The following is a 21,299-nucleotide window of genomic DNA, read 5'->3' as shown; positions in this document are numbered from 1 at the left end:
AAGGATAATTGATATGGAGGATGGTTTAGTCAAAAAGATCAGAAGAGCGATGAATCTGGAAGAGATGGTTGCTTTGTGTTCCGGTAAAACAGAATGGGAAACAGAAAGTTTTCCCAAATACGGAATTGAAGCGGTTCAGATGGCTGATGGACCGCATGGTATGCGAGTTGAGATCATCTCACCAGAACTTGGAATACCTGAAGCCAAACCAGCAACTTGTTTTCCTCCTGCCGTTCTCTCTGCCTGCTCCTGGGATTTGCAATTATTGGAAAAAATAGGAGAGACAATCGGACTGGAAGCAAGGTCAATGGAAGTTGATTTGATTCTAGGTCCTGGAATAAATATTAAAAGATCTCCACTTTGTGGTCGAAACTTTGAGTACTTTTCGGAAGATCCTTTTTTATCTGGCAAACTAGGTTTAAGTTTTGTTAAGGGAGCTCAGTCCGTCGGAGTTGGTTCCACTATAAAACACTACCTTGCTAACAATCAGGAAACCCGGCGTATGACAGTTGATGAAAAAATTGATATCCGGGCTCTTAGAGAAATTTACCTTAAGCCTTTTGAACTGGTTTTAAAAGAATCAAAACCGATGGCAATAATGTGTTCTTACAATAGCATAAACGGTAAATTTGTATCCCAGTCCCATCGTTTTTTAACAAGAATTCTGCGGAATGAATGGGGATTTAAAGGCATTGTCATGTCTGACTGGGGAGCAGTATACGATCGAGTTAGCGGAGTTGTTGCCGGGATGGATCTTGAAATGCCTGGAAATGGCGGGATTAACGATCAGAAGATTTTTAATCGAATAAAAGATGGTAAGCTTCGGATTACTATTCTGAATGAAATGGTAGAGAGATTAATTCGGTTCTCCTTTGAAGCTCGTGAAAATCGTAAAAGTTATCCTTACGTTTCCTCTATTGATTTTAGAAATCATCATGAGTTAGCAAAAGAAGCAGCAGTTGAAAGTATAGTCCTATTAAAAAATCAGGACTCCATTTTACCCATTAAGAAAGATAAGGTAAGGAAAATAGGTGTAATTGGCAGCCAGGCTTTTGATCCTCGTTTTCAGGGAGCCGGCAGTTCAAGAGTAAATGCAACTCATATCGATTCTCCTTACGAACGGATTAAACATATTGCTGGTGAGGATTTCTCTGTTTTTCCAAGTCAAGGCTATATTAACAACAATGTGACTGAACAGATTTTTTTGCAGGAACAAGCTGTAGAACTTGCCAAAAATATGGATCTCGTACTATTGTTTGTTGGACTACCAGACGAGGAGGAATCAGAAGGATTTGATCGAACAGATCTTAAATTGCCTCAAAAGCAGTACAATCTTTTAAAAGCTGTTACGGAAATTCAGAAAAATACTGTAGTAATCCTCTCTAACGGTGGAATTATTGATTGTTCCTGGGAAAACCGAGTAAAAGGAATTGTCGAAACATTTTTAGCCGGCCAGGCTGGTGGTTCTGCATTAGCTGAACTTCTTTTTGGACATACAAATTTTTCCGGAAAACTAGCTGAGACAATACCAATGAAATTACAGGATACCCCTGCCTATATTAATTTCCCTGGGCTTCAGAATGAAGTAATATACGGAGAAAGTATTTTTGTTGGTTACCGATATTATGATTATAAGAAAATAAATGTACGATTTCCGTTTGGATTTGGTTTAAGTTATACAAACTTTTCAATTGAAAAAAATAAAATACCTCAACTATCTATAAAGAAAGATGACACACTTCAAGTAACTTGTACAGTTAAAAATTTCGGTGAATCAGACGGAAAAGAAACCATACAATTGTATGTTGGTAAATCAGATACGACCATTATTCGACCAGTTAGGGAATTAAAAGCATTTAAAAAGGTATTTCTTAAATCTGGTTCAACTATGGAAGTTAACTTTGATCTAAATATAAGTGACTTCTCATATTATAGTGCGACAAATCAGCAGTGGGAATTTGAGTCTGGGAAACACGAAATCTATATTGGCAACTCCAGCCGCAACCTTCCAGTAGTATATGCTATCGAAATTCAAGAGGAAATGATTCCATATATTAATCAATATTCCTATTTAAGTGATTTCGAGAAAACTGAGCGAGGACAAAGGATTCTTGATGTTCTAATGCTTGGTTTCAATGAATACCTGGGAGATAGTTTAAATAAAAATGACCAGTTTTTTATGACTATGTTAAAAGGCACACCACTTCGAAAACTGATCGAATTTTCAAAAGGTTTGTTCACTGAAAAAAGTATCGAAAAGATTATCAATCTGGCAAATTCTGACAGCTCACTCGAAAACCTCAGTTTTGACGCACTAATTGAAAATGAAAATGATAAAAAGGGATTTTTCAGTCAGCTTTTCGGCGGAAAAGATAAGGAACTCACCATCTATTCAAAAGTCAAAGACATTGTTGCTGATGATGACGCAATGGAAATCATCAGACGGCACTTTGATGAGGTTGTTTTAAACAGCGAATATCTCCAAATGGCTATAAATTTGGGTATTACCTTTGATAAAGCACAAAAACTTGTTCCTGACGAATTTTTTTCTGATGAAAAATTATATGAAATTGAAAAAGAATTTAAATCACTGAAGAAAAAATAAATCCTGATTCTAAAATTTATTTTGGCATAGTAAAGGAAGAATAATGAATATATTAGCAATTGATACATCGACCATTGTGGCATCGGTAGCCATTATTAATGAAGAAAAACTTGTCGGAGAAATGATAATCAATCATCAGAAGAAACACTCTGAAAAATTGATGTCGTCCATTGATCATCTTTTATCTGATAGCGGACTTGAACTTGCCGATATTGACGTTTTCGGGATTGTTCACGGTCCAGGTTCTTTTACCGGGCTCCGTATCGGGATGGCTACTGCAAAAGGTTTTGCACAGGCATTAGATAAACCCTTAGTTGGTGTATCAACACTAGAAAGCCTGGCAATGAATATTCCAACAACAGCTGGTTATATCTGTCCAATTTTGGATGCTCAAAGAGATCAGGTTTATACTGGTATATATTATTTTGAAGCTGGTGAGTTAAAGACTTATTTAACGGATTCTGTTTTGGATGTCGAAGAATTAATCGAGAAGATTAATGAACTTGAGCGCTCTGTTTATTTTCTTGGAGATGGATTGCCCCGGTTTTATGAACGCCTGAAAGATTCCTGTAAGCAAATAATTCGCGTCGAGAATCATATCAATATGAACCGCGCTTCTTCAGCCGCTCAGCTCGTTCTAAAAAAAGCAATAAACGAAAAATTTGAAGACTATCGACACCTTGAACCCGTCTACATAAGGCCATCTTATGCCGAGGAAAAGCGATGCTAGTAAGAAAAATGGTAGCCAATGATATAGGCGGAGTTTTTGATGTTGATAAAGACTGTTTTAATCATAACTGGACTCGAGAATCCTATCAAAACGAACTACATAATATTCTTGCAACATATATAGTGGCTGAAAATGAAGGAAAAATTATTGGTTTTGGCGGTTACTGGCGGGTTATCGATGAGGCCCAGATTACCAACATCGGTATTTTAAAACCTTATCGAAGATGTGGAATTGGCGAAATGATCTTAAATAAACTCTGTTCTATGGCAGTTCAGGAAGGGTGCAACAAAATGACATTAGAAGTTAGAGAAGATAATTTATCTGCTATTTCTTTTTATAAGAAAAATCTTTTTCTTCAGGAAGGTATCCGCTATCATTACTATGGGCAAAATCAACACGGCTTGATCATGTGGAGGTATAAACTTGATAACTAAAAAGAAGCTGGCATCAATTATTTTGGGAATAATATTCCCGTTTTTTATTTTTGTTTCAATGATCGAAATGCTGGTATCTGATAAGTACTTCTATATGGATCAAATGGTTAAAAACGATGTGATCGAAAACACTGGAATATATCCACCTGATATTGATTATGTTATAACAGAAATTATTGCCTACTTGAACAATGAACGGGAAGATTTCGATATAATAGCTAGACTTGCTCTCCCAGATGCGAAAAATGTAACTGAAAAAAATCATCTTTTCAATGAAAAAGAAATTACCCACATGGATGATGTTAGACACCTTTATCAGACGGTATTGGCGATTCGTGATTTTTCGATAATTCTGATGTTGCTGTGTTTGTTTTATCTTATGAAAATAGAGCCAAAACAAATTATCTTTAGCATATTTGGCGGTTCCATATTTTATATTGTCTTATTTGGTCTAATTGGTATTTTCTTTATGTTAGATTTTCAAAGCAGTTTTATAAAATTCCATCAGCTGTTCTTTTCTAATGAACTGTGGGTAATGGATCCCTCAAAAGATTTACTCATTAGTATCGTACCAGAGCCATTTTTTATTGCTTTAATAAGACGAATAATAATAAATATCAGTGTTTTTATGATTGGAACACTGTCCCTAACCGGCCTTTTCATATATCAAAATCAAAAAAGAGGTAAAAATGAAAATACTTAGTATTGAAACATCCTGTGATGAAACATCAGCAGCCATTGTAGAAAATGGGCGAACAATACTTTCTAACAGAATCTACTCACAAATCGATATTCATCAAAAATATGGTGGCGTCGTTCCTGAAATAGCTTCACGCAATCACATCAAAAAGTTACCGATAATTATCGAAGAAGCTTTGAAAGAGAGTAATTTAAAATTTAATCAGATTGATGCTGTTGCCGTAACAAACGGTCCTGGACTGATAGGTGCCTTACTTATCGGCCTGTCAACAGCAAAAGCCATAGCTTACAGTTTAAAACTTCCATTAATCGGAGTTCACCATATTGAAGGTCATATTGCAGCCAATTTTCTTGAATTTCCAGAACTGGAACCACCATTTCTTACTTTAGTTGTATCCGGTGGACACTCTCACCTAGTCATGGTGAGAGACTATCAAACCTTTGATGTGCTTGGTAAAACACGTGATGATGCCGCTGGCGAAGCCTTTGACAAGGTAGCTCGAGTACTGGGGCTTGGCTATCCGGGAGGCCCAGCCATCGACCTGGCTGCAAAAGAAGGGGATCAAACTGCTGTTGCATTTCCGCGTGTTATGCTAGAGAAAAATTCTCTTGATTTTAGTTTTAGCGGTTTGAAATCAGCTGTCTTAAATTACTTGAATCAATGTAAAATGAAAAATATTACTTATTCAATTAATGATGTAGCCGCAAGTTTTCAAGCGGCAGTTGTTGAGGTCTTAGTTGAAAAAACAATAATGGCAGCCAAAAATGAAGGTATCAAAAAGATTGCTTTAGCTGGAGGTGTATCATGTAATACACAACTTCGTGAAAAAATGACTGCTGCGGTTTCTAACAATGGTTTTCAGCTATATTATCCCAAACCAATTTTATGTACTGATAATGCTGCCATGATAGGATCTATGGCATATTATAATTACATTAATGGCGCTATCAGTGATATAAATCTAAATGGTATCCCTGGTCTGAAAATTGGAACACGTTAATCATAAAAAGTTTGTACTATTATTTAAAGTGTTTATCATTTATTAAACTTTAAAACAATCTTAAATATTGATAGCTCCCCGAAAAAGCAAAAAAATCTCTTGCAATCATTTTACAAATCATTTAAAATACTATTAGCACTCATAGATAATGAGTGCTAATAAAATATATAAAAGGTACTAGTACCTGAAATATTTTAATGGAGGAAAAAATGAGTTTAAGACCATTAGGTGACAAAGTAGTCGTAAAGGTAAAAGAAGAAGAAGTTAAAACATCAAGTGGAATCGTATTACCGGGTTCTGCTCAGGAAAAACCCCAGCAGGGTACTGTAATTGCAGTTGGATCAGGTGAAATTGTCGATGGAAAAAAAGTTCCACTGGACGTTAAAGTTGATGACGAAATAATTTATTCAAAATATTCAGGTAATGAAGTTAAAATTGGTAATGAAGAATTTTTGATTATTCGTCAATCAGATATCTTAGCAATCGTAGAATAATAAATATCAGGAGGAATTATAATGGCTAAAGAGATTAAATTTAGAGAAGAAGCCAGAACAGCACTGATCACAGGTGTTGACAAATTGGCAGATACAGTAAAAGTGACTCTGGGACCAAAAGGAAGAAACGTTATTTTAAGTCGTTCTTATGGATCTCCAACTATAACAAATGATGGGGTTACTATTGCCAAAGAAATCGAACTAGAAGATGCCTTTGAAAATATGGGTGCTCAACTCGTTAAAGAAGTTGCAACAAAAACTAATGATGTAGCAGGCGATGGTACTACAACTGCCACTTTACTTGCTCAGGCAATTGTTCGTGAAGGTAATCGAAATGTTGTCGCAGGTGCAAATCCAATGGTTCTGAAAAAGGGAATTGAACAAGCAGTTACAGTTGTTGTTGACGAACTGAAAAAGAATAGCAAACCAGTTGAAAATAAAGAATCAATTGCTCAGGTTGCTTCAATCTCTGCTGCAGATGCTACAATTGGACAACTAATTGCTGATGCCATGGATAAGGTTGGCGATGATGGCGTCATTACTGTCGAAGAAGGCAAGGGAATGGGAACAGAACTTGAATTTACCGAAGGTATGCAATTCGATCGTGGTTACTTATCAGCGTATATGGCTACAGATACTGAAAAAATGGTAGCTGACCTGGATAATCCATTTATCCTTATCACTGATAAAAAAATATCAAATATTCAGGAAATTCTCCCTGTTCTTGAGCAAATCGTACAAACTGGCGGAAAATTACTAATCATTGCTGAGGATGTAGAAGGAGAAGCACTTGCAACCTTAGTAGTAAATAAATTAAGAGGAACCTTTAATTGTGTGGCTGTCAAAGCGCCAGGATTTGGTGATCGACGTAAAGCCATGTTAGCGGATATTGCTGCATTAACTGGTGGAGAAGTAATTTCAGACGAACTGGGTCTGGAACTTAAATCTGTAACCATCGAACAGCTTGGCCGAGCACGTCAGGTAAAAATCGACAAGGAAAACACAATAATTGTTGAAGGTCAGGGAAATAAAACGGCTGTTGAAGAGCGAATTAATCAGATTAAAGCTCAGATCCCTGAAACATCTTCGGAATATGACAAAGAAAAACTTCAGGAACGTCTTGCTAAATTAGCTGGTGGTGTTGCGGTGATTCAGGTCGGTGCTGCAACAGAAACTGAGTTAAAAGAACGTAAATATAGAATCGAAGATGCATTAAACGCTACTCGTGCAGCAGTTGAAGAAGGTGTTGTCTCAGGTGGGGGAACAGCATATATTAATACGATTGCCAAAGTTGATGTCCTTATTGATACCCTGGAAGGGGATGAAAAAACTGGCGCTCTTATTATTCGACGTGCGATTGAAGAACCAATGCGTCAAATTGCTGAAAATGCCGGTCTTGAAGGATCAGTTATAGTTTCTCAGATGAAAGATAAAGAAGTCGGTGTTGGATATGATGCTGCTAAAGGTGAATTTGTCAATATGTTTGAAGCTGGAATCATTGATCCGACAAAGGTAACACGATCAGCTATTCAAAATGCTGCCAGTGTATCAGCAATGTTCTTAACAACAGAAGTTGCTGTCGCTGATCTTCCAGAAGAAAATCCTCCAGCAATGCCAGGTGGAATGGGCGGCGGAATGCCAATGATGTAATTAAAAAACCCCTAACGGGGTTTTTTAATTTTTTTCAAGATTGTTAATTTATTTGTAAGCGTCAATTACAGACCACATACCAACCAAATAAAAAAACTGATACAATTCTTTCAAACTATTAAAGGAAGGATTGTATTTTTTATGGAGAAAAGTGAAAATCGGATACTCTGGGAAGAGCGGATCAAAGCACAATTGGCAAGTGGACTGACGCAGCGGCAGTGGTGCGAAAAGAATAATCTTGCTTTGAGTGCATTCCGATACTGGAAACTGAGAATCAGCAAAGCAAACCGGGATCTAAATGATCTGGAACCCCAGGAGTTTGCCGAAGAAACAGTCAACTTTGCCGGAATTGTTATTGCGCCGGAAATATCATTTAAAAAACCTTTATCTGGAACCCCAAAAGTAATAGAAATCCGGATTTCAGATGTGGTTGTTATGATACCGCCTGAATTTTCAGAGAATCATCTTACAAATATAATTAGCGCAATCAGAAAGGCCTGATCCATGTTGACAGGCCTCAACTCCGGAAATGTGCATATAGCTCTGGGAGCCACCGATCTCAGAAAAAGTATCGATGGACTGTCCCTGATTGTCAGGGAAGTTCTGAAAGAAGATCCCTTTTCCATGCACCTGTTTGCATTCTGCAATAAACGCAGGAATCTGATTAAAATCCTGGTATGGGATCAGACCGGCTTCTGGATTCATTATAAACGTCTGGAAAACGGCTGTTTCCAGTGGCCGGAAAAAAGTGGCGCCCCTTCCATTGTTGTGACTGAAAGAAGTTTCCGGTGGTTGCTGGATGGACTGACCCTTGATGAAAAACAGGCGCATCCGCCAGTGAAACAGCGGATTTTAATCTGAAAAATAAGGTTGAAAAAGCTTTTTTTGTCAGCTGATCTATGGTATAATAGCATCATAAAACGGCGATATTATGCCAATCATAAGTAATTGGAGTGGATAATGACAGGAAAGCGGTATAAGCATCAGATGGGTAAAGAAAACAGTTTAACAGAAACAGAAACACAAGATCCGGCACTGGATTTTTTATCTGTCATCACTGAACTTCAGAGTGAAAACACTCGGCTGAATTCAGAACTTGAAGAAGCGCAGGCAAAAATTAAATGGTACGAAGAACAGTTGCGTCTGAATGCCCAGAAGCGCTTCGGCAAATCCGCTGACACTGTCATAATTGAAAACCAGATCTCTTTTTTTAATGAGCCGGAGGTGACGAAACGCCCTGAGCAGGAAGAACCATCCATCGAAGTGGCTACCCACCGCCGTAAAAAGCGGGGACTGAACCGGGATTCTTTTGATGATCTGCCGGTTGAACGCATTGTTTATGATCTTAATGAAGATGAGAAAGTATGCCCTGTGTGTGACCATTCACTGCATCAGATGAAGGAGGAAGTGCGCCAGGAGCTCAAAGTGATTCCCGCCAAAGTGGTGCGGGTGGAACATGTCAGAAAAGTGTATGCCTGCCGACACTGTCAGGATCATGAGATCAAAACGCCGATTATTACAGCTAAAGCGCCCAATCCGGTTATTTCGGGCAGCTTTGTTTCGCCAAGTCTGCTTGCTTATATTCTATACCAGAAATTTGCGGCAGCCCTGCCTCTTTACCGGCAGGAGCAGACCTTTAAACACTTTGGCATTGAACTGTCCCGCGCGACGATGTCCAACTGGATCATCAAAGGCAGTGAGCGTTACCTTGAACCCCTCTACCGGCTGATGAAAAAACATCTGGAAAAAGAAAGCTTTCTGATGGCTGATGAGACATCACTGAAAGTTCTGACTAAAGATGGGGAAGCCTGTACCAGCAAGGCCTATATGTGGCTGTATCGTCCCGGGAAATACGGAAAACCCATGGCGTTGTTTGAATATCAGCCGTCCCGGAGTGGCAAACACCCCAAAAATTTCCTTGAAAATTTCAAAGGAATCCTTCAAACGGACGGTTATGACGGCTATAACAGCGTAACCGATATTACCCGGGTCTGCTGCTTTGCCCATGCCAGACGTCAATACACTGATGCGCTAAAAGCATTGCCAAAAGGGACTATAAAAACCGAAACCGAAGCCTGGCAGGCCGTTCAGATGATAGGTGAAATGTTTGTCTTTGAGAAAGCGCTGTTAAAAGAAGACCTGACCCCGAAAGAGCGTAAGGAGCGACGGGAAAAAGAGCTTAAACCGCTGATGACAGCTTATTTCGCATGGGTAAAATTAATGTCGCAGAATACCCTTCCCAAAAGCGCCTTTGGAAAAGCGCTCAACTACAGTCTCAAACACCAGACTGTACTGGAAAACATTTTGCTTGACGGCCAATGTGAACTTTCCACCAACATTGCCGAACAACAGATCAAGCCTTTTGTTGTGGCCAGAAAAAACTTTCTTTTCTGTAAAACAGCCAATGGTGCCAAAGCTTCCGCCACTGCCTTCAGCCTGATCCAGAGTGCCAAACTTAATGAGCTCAACCCTTATGAATATCTCAAATTTCTCTTTGAACGTCTGCCGGATATAAACTGCGATGACGAGGTCGCACTGGAACCTTTTCTTCCCTGGTCCGATCAGCTGCCCGAGATCTGCCGCCAGTCCTTGGCCCAAACTAATCAGCATCAATAAACCAATAAAGAAGTTCGACTTGCGAGATGATTTTTATCATTATCTCATATGTCGAGCTTCTTTTCTATGTGGTTTGTATTTGACGCTTACATTTATTTTACAATAACTAAGCATTTTTTTAGCTATCAAAAGCAATAACGAAAAATCACCTCTTCCTACTACAATTGAGCGGCTTTCACTCTACTAAAGTAAGAAAAGGTGATTTATTAATTATAAGAATAAAAATCTGAGTTATCAAACATATTTTTTTCTGTTCAAACAAAAGCTAAGTAATTAAATCAATTCCTGAAATGCGTCTAATCATTCAAAAATTACCAGTCTACATTTGTTAGGTGACTAAGCGCTTTATAAAGATGCTTTTTTTATTTTACATCATAAGGAATGCCAGCAAAAAGTTCTTCCATTTCAGGCTGTTCTAATTCCGACATCTTAATAATCAAGCCATTAATCAGATTAATGATAGCCTGTGCATCCACAGAACCATCATCTGCTGGTTTTGCGGCGTAAAGAGCCATCAGCATTGTATTTCTAGTAGTACTTTTAACTCCATCAAATACGCTGTTTAAGACATTTTTTTCATCATTTGTTAATTCCATCATTACCTCCATAATTTATGATTCAAGGGTCTCCAAATGCAATAGAGCATTTTCCCATTCATCCGTTAGATTTTCCAATTCTTTTTTCTTTAATTCGTATAATTGGCTGGTTGCATTAACATTCTGCTGATCATCGTAAAATGATGGATCGCACATTACTAACTCAATTGACTTAATTTCTTCTTCAAGATTTATCAGTTTATCTTCAATTGCCCGAATATTTTTTTTGAGTTGCCGAAGTCTAGTTTCTTCTTCTTTCAGTTTCCTGCGATCATTTTTTAACTGAGTTTTAGTCGGCGTTATTATTTGTTCCTGCTCTTCTAATGCCAACCTTTCAGCAGCTTCCGTCTGATGCTTTACATAATCATCATAATTTCCTAAATAAACCTCAATTCCATTCTCGGTAAATAAAAAAACTTTATTGGCTATCCGATTAATAAAATAGCGATCATGCGAAATAAATAAGAGTGTACCTTCATACTGAATGAGTGCATTTTCGAGTATTTCCTTTGTATCCATATCAATATGGTTGGTAGGTTCATCCATTAATAGAAAATTTGCCTGAGAAATCATCAGACGTGCTAATAAGACTCTTGCTTTTTCTCCTCCGGATAATGTACTAATTGTTTTAAAAACATCTTCTCCCTGAAAAAGAAAAGCAGCTAAAATATTTCTTATTTCGCCTTCTGTCAGTTTGGAATCAACATCCCAGATTGCATCTAATAAGCTATCGTTTTGAAACGCATTTAGCATGTTATGCTCCTGGTCAAAATAGCCGGAGTAAACCTTATGACCAAATTTAATCGTTCCAGAATCCGCTGATGTCTGATTCAGTAACATTTTTAAAAGCGTTGTTTTTCCAATCCCATTAGGACCTATTATGCCAATTTTATCCCCAGCGTGAATTTCAAAATCAATATTTTGAAATAAGAGTTTCTGAGCAAAAGATTTTTTTATATTCTCAACTTTTAAGACATCATTGCCGCTTTTTATTCTAGGCTTAAAGTTAAAATGGCTTACTTTTGCTGTTTCAACTTTATCCAATAATTCAATCTTTTGCAACGCCTTCTCTCTACTAGAAGCTCTTTTCGAGCTTTTAATAGAATTGTATTGTCGAAAACGGTCAATAATCGCTTGTTGCTGTTTGATTTCTTTTAATTGTTGGGTATATTGGTGATCCTGCTCAATTAGCTGTTGTCTTTTTTTTACGGCATAATCAGTGTAATTGCCTTGAAAAACCTGGATTCCATTTTTTGATACTTCAAAAATGCTATGACATACCTTGTCGAGAAAATAGCGATCATGAGAAATAATAATAAAAGTGCCATTATATGCATTTAAATACTGTTCCAGCCATTGAAGTGTATCTATATCTAGATAGTTTGTTGGCTCATCAAGAAGTAATAGCTCCGGCTCCTGCAACAATAGTTTGCCAAGACAGGCACGTGTTTTCTGGCCCCCACTTAGTTGAGCAAATGTCTTCATTAGATCATCTTCAGAGAAGTTCAACCCATTTGCAACACCCCTGATTCGACTTGGGTATTCATATCCCTTTTGCTCTGAAAACTGATCCTGGAGTTCACCAAATTCCTGTATTAATTTTTCCTGCTTTTCACCCGTTGAATTTGCAATTGCTTCTCCTAATTGAGTAATTCTTTGCTCCATTTCCTGAAGGGGCTTAAAAACAGAATAAAAAACCTCATATAAAGTTAACCCTTCAATTATATCAGGTTCTTGAGCAAGATAGCCTATATTCAGAAGCTTTTTCTTGGAGATGCTTCCTGAATCGGGAACTAATGTTCCAGTTAGTAATTTTAAAAAAGTAGATTTTCCAGTTCCATTCTGACCGATTAAACCTATTTGTTCATTTTCGTTAATTGTTAAGTTGAGTGTACTAAAGATTTCTGAGATGCCATAACTAAAATGTAAATTCTCTATATTTATGATCATAAATTCACCTGATTTCAAATTTAAAAGTGTCTTCTTTTCTATTTTATCAAAAATAGTCAAAAAATGAAATCTATATTTGACGTAATTTCAACGGATTGATATAATAGATTAGCTATCTAAATGAAAGGGAAAGTTAACTTATGCATCGTTTCTCGAAAAAAGTATCAATGACTGTTGTAAAACGGCTACCTAAATATTATCAATATTTAACCGATCTACAGTTAAATGAAATAGAAAAAATATCATCACGGGAACTTGCTAGTCTAATGGGGCTCACAGCTTCACAAATTCGGCAGGATTTAAATTCTTTCGGTGGTTACGGTCAACAAGGTTATGGGTATAATGTATGCGAACTCCGAAATGCAATAAAAGACATTTTAGGCTTAGATTTTGAATACAATTGTATTATCATCGGTGCTGGTAACATGGGCCACGCCATTGCAAATTATGAACGCTTTCGACGTGAAGGGATTATTTTAAAAGGTGTCTTTGATGTCGATCCACTGCGAATTGGAACTGTTGTTGGCAGTGTTGTTGTCAAGCATATGGATGAACTTGAGGACTTTGTCACCCAAAACATAATTGATATCTGCATTCTCTGTGTCCCAAGAGAAGTGGGGCAACAAATCGCAAATCAAATTACCAGTTATGGCATTCAGGGGATTTTAAATTTCAGTCCTATGGATTTAGAAGTACCAAAAGGAGTAGAGGTAGAAAATGTAAATATTACTGATAGCCTTTTTACCCTGACATATCGACTAAAAGATTACAAATTTTCAAATGATGATTTAAATTCAGACTAAAAAAGAACCTTCTCGGTTCTTCTTTTTATGCTTTCAAGTCTTATTATTTGTACTTTTAAAACTGATAAAATCGAGCACTTCCTGTTTAAATGTCTCCGGAAATGAAAAATATGAAGTGAATGCATCTTTTTCTTCTTCTGAAAAGATGTAAGTTTCCAAAAACTCTTCACAAGTTGGTGGTTTAGGATTGCTTGGAAGAAGCTTAGGTTGATCAGTTCGGCAAAGCAAATAATCTACGGAAACTTCAAAATAATCAGCAATTTTAACTAAAAGCAAATTCTCAGGTAGATTTTTATCTTTTTCATATTTTGAAATAGAGCTTTTGTTGAGATAAAAGAGATTTGCGAAACTTTCCTGAGTTAAACGCTTTGAAATCCTTAAAGCTTTCAACCGAGTACCAAATGTGTTATTTTCCATGACTGTTTATTCACCTTCTTTAACACTAAAATAATTGTAATTCAGTATAACATTTATCATTGATTTGTCAAGGCTGTGTTGAAATAAAATAATTTAAATTATATTTATGGTGCAATAAAATTAACTCGGATTAACTGAAGCTGGTTTAAACATTCCTCATATTTTTTTTCAGATCCTCCTATATTTTCACCATTAAAAATGCTATTTAGATTCTGATTTTCTAAGGTAATTTCTGTAAATGAACGAAATAGAAGTGAATAATCCATATTCGGATTTATATCATTTGACTGTGACTTTAATTCACCTGTAACTGTACTAATTTCATCATAATATAAACTTGATAAAGTTTCCCCTGAATAAGTTGCTGTCATCACTCCCTGAAAATTCTCAGCATCATTTGAGCTGTAAACAACATAAGTATTTGTGGTGTCAAGATAAGTTGTCTCGGTGTTTCCAGCAATTGATTGATTCAGTGCAAATTGAGCTAATAATATAAAAGTCCTGCTGGTTTGAGTCGCTCCCGATATAGCATTGACCTGGGATGACCGCTGATTTAACAGTAGGTCACTGTATAATTTAAAATACAAAGAATCCAGATTTAAAGGTGTGAGTTCATCCCATGTGGTTTCAGGTCCTTCAATCCATAATCGATTTTCACCATCCAAATTGATTTCATTGAATTTAACAACCGTAATGATTCCGTCTCGGATAGACAATGTAATCACTTGCCCATAACCTCTCTCATCAAAATGTCTGGTTGCTGCCTGATATTCACCATCCTGAAAATCAGAGGATTCATCAGTTGTTATTTCTCCTGTTTCCGGATCATTGATAATCTCATTCTCCTGACATCCCGTCAAACAAATAGAACTGATTACTACGACCACTAATATAAGTCGAAAGATTTTCACATGATCCTCCTTATATAGCGGATGCATTCATTAAAGGGGGAACAATCTGTTTTTTCCTGGAGAACACGCCATTAAAAAACTTACTGTATTCATTTGGAGAAAAATCAAAAGCTAATTGTGCAAGTCTCTTTTCTTGACCGGCAATGATCAGTTCAGTCCCGCCCAAAATAATATCAGTAACCATTAAGAGACAAAGATCCATGTTTTCTCGGTTGCCTAAATCATTCATTTCACCAAGAACAGCATCAAGTTTTTTATAAATCCCCCTAAAATCACCTGTGTTGATCTGTGAAATTGAAATTTTATAAGAACCCATAGTAAATATTTTCTGGTCTGTACTAAGAATTTCACTAGGCGACATTGTATCCAGATTACTTCCCGCAATCAGCATTTTTTTTCCATATTCGTTTAAATCAAGTTTTAGCTGTTTTGCCAGTTGAATAGCTGCTTCTTTATCTTGGTTGGTACAAGTAGGGGAATTAAAGAGCAGCGTATCAGAAATTATTGCGCTAAGCATCAAACCTGCAATTTTATCCGGAATAGAAACTTCATTTTCCTGATAAACCTTATAAACGATCGTACTAGTACATCCAACTGGTTCAATTCGCAAATAGAGTGGGGAAGCAGTTTGAATATCAGCAATACGGTGATGATCAATCACTTCGATGATTTCTGCTTCGTTTATCCCAATTATAGACTGACTTCTTTCATTATGGTCTACAAGTATAACTTTTTTTCGGTTAAAATCAACTAAATGACTTTTGGAAATAATCGCAACGACTTCACCTTCTTCATTAGCGACAGGGAATCGTTCATGAACAGAAGTTAACATATTCTTTTTTACATCATCTATCGTCTCATATGTCATAAAGTATTCCAGCTGTTTCTTCTGGTAATAATTTTTTATGGGAATCCCTTGGGATAATAACCTAATGACTTCAAAAGGTCCCAGGTCAACAAAAAATATAACACCTTTCGGATAGTCCGGCAATGGATCCAAAATCTTTTTATCGGTACTTGAACAAATAATAACGCCAGCTTCAGTTTTAAAGGCCTTATCAAGATATTCTTTTGCTCCTACAGTAACTATAATATCCTGACGATTAAGTTTTTGATTATTTTCTATTTCAGTTATTGTATAAACTGAACCAGAAACTATCTGGTCAGGCAGTTCTCCAATTACATCTGCATTTAATAGTTTAATAAGATTAACATAAGGCGTTTTATTGTCTCGTAAGACAGTTTTTGAAAATGCACTAGTAAACGTGTGGATGATATCGGACAACGAAAGCATACCAATCAGTTTTTTGTGTTCATCAACTACGGGCACCGAGCGCCCAGGTTGTTCTAAAATAACCGAAATGGCTTCAGATATTGAATCATTCTCGGAGACCATTGAAAAATCACTCAAAATCAGATCTGAAACCTGTGGTTTAACATCATTAATCAGCTCCGGTGCGTCTACCTTAAAATAATCAAGAACAAACTGTGTTTCTTTATTAACTGGCCCCAAGCGCGCAGGAAAAACATTATCAAATCCCATCAAATTTTTTAAATTAGCATAGGCAATAGCTGAACAGAGCGAATCAGTATCCGGATTACGGTGTCCAAACACATGAATTTTTTGAGTCATCATAACCTCCTGACTTACAAATTTTAATCATTATATCAAAAAACGATTAAAAAATCTGTATGATCATCAATTTTTCAGTGTATAATAGAAATAGTTTATTTTGAAAAGAGGTCGAATGATGAAATTAACCGTACTCGGAAATACCGGTCCTTTTCCTGGCCCGGGTGGAGCATGTTCCGGATATTTGCTGACAATAAATGATTATCGAATCATTTTAGACTTTGGAAATGGAACACTCGCCAATTTACAAAAGTATATTTCAGTTGATAAAATTGATATGATTATCCTTTCACATCTTCATCCTGATCATTTTTCAGACCTATATGTTTTAAGATACGCACTACAAAACAAGGGTCTTAAATTGCCAATTTATGCTCCTTCTGAACCTCCGCTCGAAGCAGCTTCATTATATTATAAGAATATATTTCAAATTAAACATTTATCTGAAACTCTAATGATTGAAATAGATGACATAACCATCCGGTTCAAAGAGATGAAACATCCGGTTTTGGATTACGCCATTAAAATTCAGACTCCTGAAAAGAGCTTTGTTTATACTGGTGATACTGCATATACGGAATCATTGATTGATTTTTCCAAAGGTGCTGATGCTTTATTGATTGATTCTGCATTTCTGAAAGATACAGAATCACTAATCCACTGCTGTGTTAAACAAGCTTGCGAACTTGGCAACAAAGCTGAGGTTAACAAACTTATTCTAACCCATTTCGATCCCTATAGCGATCCTTGGGATTACCAAAAAAAAGGTGAAACTCTTTTTAACGGACCACTTAAAACAGCAGAAATCGGCAAAACAATTCTTATCTGAAAAGCCAGGTGACTCATGAAAAGACCTTTGTTTTGGGGCTTTTTATTTCTTAGCCTTTCAATAATTTTAACTTACCAGCAATTTTCGATTCTAATAATCGTATTGTTGTTGCTACCATTAATTATTGCTCCTTTTTTTATCCCATCTGTCACGCCCAAGCAAGTAGTTTTTGTTCTGATTATCTATCTGACAGGAATTATGATCTCAACCTCAGCCTTTACTTCTAATAATAAGTTGGATCACATTTTTGATCAGAAAAGCAGTTTTTCAGGTAAAATTATTACTGTACCTGAAATTGAAGAAAATCAAGTAAGCTTCGTGTTCAAAGTTAATAGTATTAACAGTAACTCATCAGACATGATTTTCCTTGTCAATAGTTATGACAACAATCTAGCTGCATTAAAAGACCTGCTACCCGGAGATCTAATTTCCTTTGATGGTGAACTTCAGAAAATAGACGCTGTCAGAAATCCTGGTGGGTTTGATTATTCACTTTACCTTAAATCAAAACGAATTGACGGGCTGGTTTATTATCAGGACAATCTTACTATTTTCGGTAGTGAAATCACTTTCCAAGAAAAAATTGCTATTTTTCGCAAGGCTTTAGAAACGCGAATTAATGCCTATTTTAATCCCTCTGTTGCAGAGTTACTAAAAGGAATTTTGCTTGGAGATAAAAGCATCGACGAAACTATCAAGACCAGTTTCCAAAATATTGGGATATCTCACATTTTAGCGGTATCAGGACTACATATCGGATTTCTGGCACTACTTGTTACTGGTGTACTTAAAATACTTAAAATCAGAGAAAATTTATGGTTTGTTATACTATCTCCATTTTTGCTGGTTTATTGCATCCTGACAGGTTTTTCAGCCTCAGTCATTAGAGCATCTCTAATGCTGATGATTCTTTTGATTGGAAAAGGCTTATTTATTGAAAAAGATCTGTTAAATAATTTGTATCTTTCAGGCATCATTATACTCCTAATCTGGCCAGCGCAGTTATTTCAGGCTGGCTTTCAATTGTCAATGAGTGCTGTTCTTGGAATTATACTTTTTAATGAACCATTAAATTATCAGGCAAAACGCTTTAGCAATAAAATACGTCTTCGGGAAAAACCTATAAACAGTCCAATTTTAGAAAGTTTTATTCTAAGTATTTCGGTATTTATAATAACAGTTCCAATTATAATAGCTCATTTTGGTACTTTTAATGGCATCTCATTTCTTGCTAACCTAATAATCATCCCTCTAGTCGGTCTATTCGTAATCTGCGGTTTCATATTTCTTTTCACTAGCTTTATCTGTCCACCGTTGATTCCTTTTATTGTGATACCAACTTCCTTTTTGGGCGATTCACTGATTATCTCAACAGAAGCAATTAATGCCATGTCTGATAAGTTATCATTCTTAGCTGTTAAAAATGCTAGTTTTGATTTAATTTTAGTTTTATTGCTGATTATCACCGGTTTCTTAGCTGCTGGTTATTTTAACGGATATTTTTTTAGAAAATTTATGCCGCTGTGTTATTGCTTATTTCTTACGATATACGCCGTAAAATTTTTTATTCCCGGCAATTTAGAAGTTATTGTTCTAGATGTAGGGCAGGGGGACAGCATTCTAATAACCACTCCACATCATTATCACTATCTTATTGACGGGGGTGGTTACCTATTCGAACGGGAAAACCGGATTTCTGATCGTGTCCTTTATCCAGCTTTTCGAACTCTCGGTATTTCTTCCTTAAATTTTGCACTGATTTCTCACAATCATGCCGACCATCAGCAAGGAATAGAAGAGTTGATTACAGATGATTTTTCTATTGAACAGTTAATGCTAAGTATAAATGCTAATAATCAGGAACTATTTAATCAAAAAACAGTTTCTGTGTCTCAGTTAAAAAAGGGATCGATCATTGAAAGTGACGATGGTGTACGTATTGAAGTCTTATGGCCTGAAGGGAAAACCCAACCTTTAGACGATGCTGAACAAAATAATGCTTCGCTCGTTTTCATGTTGTCATATAAAAATGTAAACTATCTATTTTGTGGTGATATCGAAAAAGAATCTGAAGTAGCGATCATGAAAGATTTAAAAGAACGTTTTAATGATTTAGATATTCAAGTCCTGAAGGTCCCACATCACGGTAGTGAAACATCCTCAAGCCGAGAATTCATTGAAACAATTGCTCCTGAGCTAGCGGTCATTTCTGTTGGCGAAAACAATATGTACGGTCATCCGGATCAGTCAGTTCTTAGCCTTTACCTGCAAGAAGAAATAACAATTCTACGAACTGATTTAAACGGAGCAATTATAATTAACAGCAATGGTAAATGGATTCGTACAAAAACTTTTCTTAATTAGGAGATACCCATGAACTATAAAAATATATTGCAGAATATAAAAACAAATAAATTAGATCCAGTATACCTTTTTACAGGTACTGAAAAATATCTTTCCGAAATCATCGAACAAAAAATTATTAAGTCCGCTATTTCTGTCGGTATGGAAGGAGTCAATATTACTGTTTACTCAGAAAAGACTATCGATTTTTCTGAGGTTATTGCAAATTGTGAAACTCTGCCGCTTTTAAGTGATAGGCGGGTAATTATCCTTCAAAATTCTTTGGATATTAGTAAAATTTCTTCTAAAAATAGCGAATTATTGTTAAACTATATTGAAAAACCATTAGACTCAACAATATTGATTATTCATTGGGAAAAACCTGATAAACGTAAAAAAATTTTTAAATCCTTTGAAAAATATGCAACAATTGCCGATTTTTCAAAATTAAATCAAACTGAGTTAAATGATTGGATTAGTGATAAACTAAAAAGTAAAAAGAAAAAAATGGAAAAAAATATTATGGAAAGTTTTATTGATCGTTCCATGTATTTAACAAATGAAGCAGCAACACTCGAGAGTATTGATCACTTTATTGATCAATTATGTGATTTCATAGGTGAAAAAGACCTTTTCACTCAAGATGATCTGTTACAGGTTCTACCAGAATCAATTGAAGAAGGTATTTTTCGACTAATTGACTATGCAATGTCAGGAGATAAAGGAAACGCTTTATTAATGCTGGGGCAATTCTATCTTGAAGGAGAATCACCTTTTGGTGTTTTTAGCCTTTTACTTCGACAAATTAGACAGCTTATCCAAGTCAAGGCATACGGTCAAAAATTAAAAAAACCTAATCTCATTGCAAAGGAAATGAAAATCTCGGTTTATGTTGTTAATAAAATTCTAAAAAATGCCCGAAAATATTCTGTTAATCAGCTGCTCGAATTGCTTTCAACTGGCGCAGATTATGATTATCAAATGAAAACAGGGGAGATTGAACAAAATATGGCTTTGGAATTATTTATTTTGAAGATGTGAAGTTGTCGAAAGCTTTGCTAGGTATAGAAATAGCATTAAATTTAAATGTTTAAGCTAGTTTAGTATGTTATGGTAATTTATTGAATTTATAGTGGAGAAAAATGTTGCCGCACACTCGTTTCGCTACGCTACACTCGTCGCGGGCTTCATTTTTCACAAAAAAAATGCACCTGAGTGAGTGCATTTTAATAACCACGAGACACGGGTTTGGGAATATATAAATGAGGACTAAGCATTCATTGTGTTTAATTTTTTTGCCAAAGCACTTTTTTTGCGTGCTGCTGCGTTTTTATGGATTACGCCTTTAGCAACGGCTTTATCCAACTTTTTAGCAGCTAAACGATATGCTTCCTGCGCATCTTCAACAGATCCTTCTGTTACTGCAGTTTCAAAACCTTTGACAGTCGTTTTTAAGTTTGTCTTAACCATTTTGTTTCGCAGACGACTGATTTCGTTAGTTTTAGCTCTCTTCATCGCTGATTTAATATTAGCCATGGGTTCACCCCCCTCATTTATTTATAACATCACAATACTAACATATTTAAAT

General features: G+C 36.1%; 20 protein-coding genes. 14 read left to right on the top strand and 6 right to left on the bottom strand.

What is annotated here, in order from left to right; translation table 11 throughout:
- The first annotated feature begins 13 nt into the window (after nt 1-13).
- The 10 genes from Q5O24_07500 (at nt 14) to Q5O24_07455 (ending at nt 10,229) form a co-directional block, all read left to right on the top strand.
- Nucleotides 14-2,605, top strand: coding sequence for a glycoside hydrolase family 3 C-terminal domain-containing protein (locus Q5O24_07500; protein WKY49145.1), 2,592 nt, complete (start codon nt 14-16; stop codon nt 2,603-2,605).
- 43 nt (nt 2,606-2,648) lie between these two features.
- Entirely contained in the window at nt 2,649-3,335 is a 687-nt protein-coding gene (gene tsaB / locus Q5O24_07495; protein WKY49144.1) for a tRNA (adenosine(37)-N6)-threonylcarbamoyltransferase complex dimerization subunit type 1 TsaB, read from the top strand.
- Nucleotides 3,329-3,769, top strand: coding sequence for a ribosomal protein S18-alanine N-acetyltransferase (gene rimI / locus Q5O24_07490; protein ID WKY49143.1), 441 nt, complete (start codon nt 3,329-3,331; stop codon nt 3,767-3,769). Before tsaB ends, rimI begins: the two co-directional genes overlap by 7 nt.
- 22 nt (nt 3,770-3,791) lie before the next feature.
- On the top strand, nt 3,792-4,472 hold the full coding sequence (locus tag Q5O24_07485; GenBank protein WKY49227.1) for a TIGR01906 family membrane protein: 681 nt from the start codon (nt 3,792-3,794) through the stop codon (nt 4,470-4,472).
- Nucleotides 4,459-5,469 (top strand): tRNA (adenosine(37)-N6)-threonylcarbamoyltransferase complex transferase subunit TsaD, encoded by a 1,011-nt coding sequence (tsaD, locus tag Q5O24_07480; GenBank protein ID WKY49142.1) that lies wholly within the window; start codon nt 4,459-4,461, stop codon nt 5,467-5,469. Before Q5O24_07485 ends, tsaD begins: the two co-directional genes overlap by 14 nt.
- A gap of 209 nt (nt 5,470-5,678) precedes the next feature.
- Nucleotides 5,679-5,963 (top strand): co-chaperone GroES, encoded by a 285-nt coding sequence (gene groES / locus Q5O24_07475; GenBank protein WKY49141.1) that lies wholly within the window; start codon nt 5,679-5,681, stop codon nt 5,961-5,963.
- Nucleotides 5,964-5,984: 21 nt separating this feature from the next.
- The gene (gene groL, locus Q5O24_07470) at nt 5,985-7,613 is read left to right on the top strand and encodes a chaperonin GroEL (GenBank protein WKY49140.1); all 1,629 of its coding nucleotides are present in this window, start codon (nt 5,985-5,987) and stop codon (nt 7,611-7,613) included.
- A gap of 141 nt (nt 7,614-7,754) precedes the next feature.
- A complete protein-coding gene (locus Q5O24_07465) occupies nt 7,755-8,114 on the top strand; it encodes a hypothetical protein (GenBank protein ID WKY49139.1) in 360 nt (119 codons plus the stop codon).
- A 3-nt stretch (nt 8,115-8,117) separates the two neighbouring features.
- Nucleotides 8,118-8,474: an IS66 family insertion sequence element accessory protein TnpB gene (gene tnpB / locus Q5O24_07460; GenBank protein WKY49138.1), complete on the top strand. Its 357-nt coding sequence runs from the start codon at nt 8,118-8,120 to the stop codon at nt 8,472-8,474.
- A 99-nt stretch (nt 8,475-8,573) separates the two neighbouring features.
- On the top strand, nt 8,574-10,229 hold the full coding sequence (locus tag Q5O24_07455) for an IS66 family transposase (GenBank protein WKY49137.1): 1,656 nt from the start codon (nt 8,574-8,576) through the stop codon (nt 10,227-10,229).
- A 362-nt stretch (nt 10,230-10,591) separates the two neighbouring features.
- Here the strand turns inward: Q5O24_07455 and Q5O24_07450 are convergent, their stop codons facing one another.
- Nucleotides 10,592-10,825 carry a hypothetical protein gene (locus Q5O24_07450; protein WKY49136.1) on the bottom strand — a complete coding sequence of 78 codons (234 nt, stop codon included), beginning with the start codon at nt 10,823-10,825 and terminating at the stop codon, nt 10,592-10,594.
- Nucleotides 10,826-10,840: 15 nt separating this feature from the next.
- A complete protein-coding gene (locus Q5O24_07445; GenBank protein WKY49135.1) occupies nt 10,841-12,835 on the bottom strand; it encodes an ABC-F family ATP-binding cassette domain-containing protein in 1,995 nt (664 codons plus the stop codon).
- Nucleotides 12,836-12,915: 80 nt separating this feature from the next.
- On the opposite strand from Q5O24_07445, the gene Q5O24_07440 reads away from it, so the two are divergent.
- A complete protein-coding gene (locus Q5O24_07440) occupies nt 12,916-13,578 on the top strand; it encodes a redox-sensing transcriptional repressor Rex (protein WKY49134.1) in 663 nt (220 codons plus the stop codon).
- A gap of 33 nt (nt 13,579-13,611) precedes the next feature.
- Here Q5O24_07440 and Q5O24_07435 read toward each other — a convergent pair whose 3' ends face one another.
- The 3 genes from Q5O24_07435 to Q5O24_07425 form a co-directional block, all read right to left on the bottom strand.
- Nucleotides 13,612-13,995 carry a helix-turn-helix domain-containing protein gene (locus Q5O24_07435; GenBank protein WKY49133.1) on the bottom strand — a complete coding sequence of 128 codons (384 nt, stop codon included), beginning with the start codon at nt 13,993-13,995 and terminating at the stop codon, nt 13,612-13,614.
- Nucleotides 13,996-14,099: 104 nt separating this feature from the next.
- Entirely contained in the window at nt 14,100-14,906 is an 807-nt protein-coding gene (locus Q5O24_07430) for a hypothetical protein (GenBank protein ID WKY49132.1), read from the bottom strand.
- 10 nt (nt 14,907-14,916) lie between these two features.
- Entirely contained in the window at nt 14,917-16,539 is a 1,623-nt protein-coding gene (locus tag Q5O24_07425; protein ID WKY49131.1) for a putative manganese-dependent inorganic diphosphatase, read from the bottom strand.
- 115 nt (nt 16,540-16,654) lie between these two features.
- Here Q5O24_07425 and Q5O24_07420 point away from each other — a divergent pair, with 115 nt between their 5' ends.
- The 3 genes from Q5O24_07420 to holA are packed head-to-tail and all read left to right on the top strand — an operon-like array spanning nt 16,655 to nt 20,752.
- Complete coding sequence (locus Q5O24_07420) at nt 16,655-17,368, top strand: MBL fold metallo-hydrolase (protein WKY49130.1); 714 nt, start codon at nt 16,655-16,657, stop codon at nt 17,366-17,368.
- A gap of 15 nt (nt 17,369-17,383) precedes the next feature.
- Nucleotides 17,384-19,732: a DNA internalization-related competence protein ComEC/Rec2 gene (locus Q5O24_07415; GenBank protein ID WKY49129.1), complete on the top strand. Its 2,349-nt coding sequence runs from the start codon at nt 17,384-17,386 to the stop codon at nt 19,730-19,732.
- Nucleotides 19,733-19,741: 9 nt separating this feature from the next.
- Nucleotides 19,742-20,752 carry a DNA polymerase III subunit delta gene (gene holA / locus Q5O24_07410; GenBank protein WKY49128.1) on the top strand — a complete coding sequence of 337 codons (1,011 nt, stop codon included), beginning with the start codon at nt 19,742-19,744 and terminating at the stop codon, nt 20,750-20,752.
- 228 nt (nt 20,753-20,980) lie between these two features.
- On the opposite strand, the gene rpsT is transcribed toward holA, so the two are convergent.
- Entirely contained in the window at nt 20,981-21,247 is a 267-nt protein-coding gene (gene rpsT / locus Q5O24_07405) for a 30S ribosomal protein S20 (protein WKY49127.1), read from the bottom strand.
- Between the last annotated feature and the right edge of the window lie 52 nt (nt 21,248-21,299).

The organism is Eubacteriaceae bacterium ES3 (genome assembly GCA_030586155.1).
Lineage (GTDB): Bacteria > Bacillota > Clostridia > Eubacteriales > Eubacteriaceae > Acetobacterium.
The sequence above is the reverse complement of the archived record's forward strand: the minus strand, read 5'-3'. Positions and strand labels throughout refer to the sequence as shown.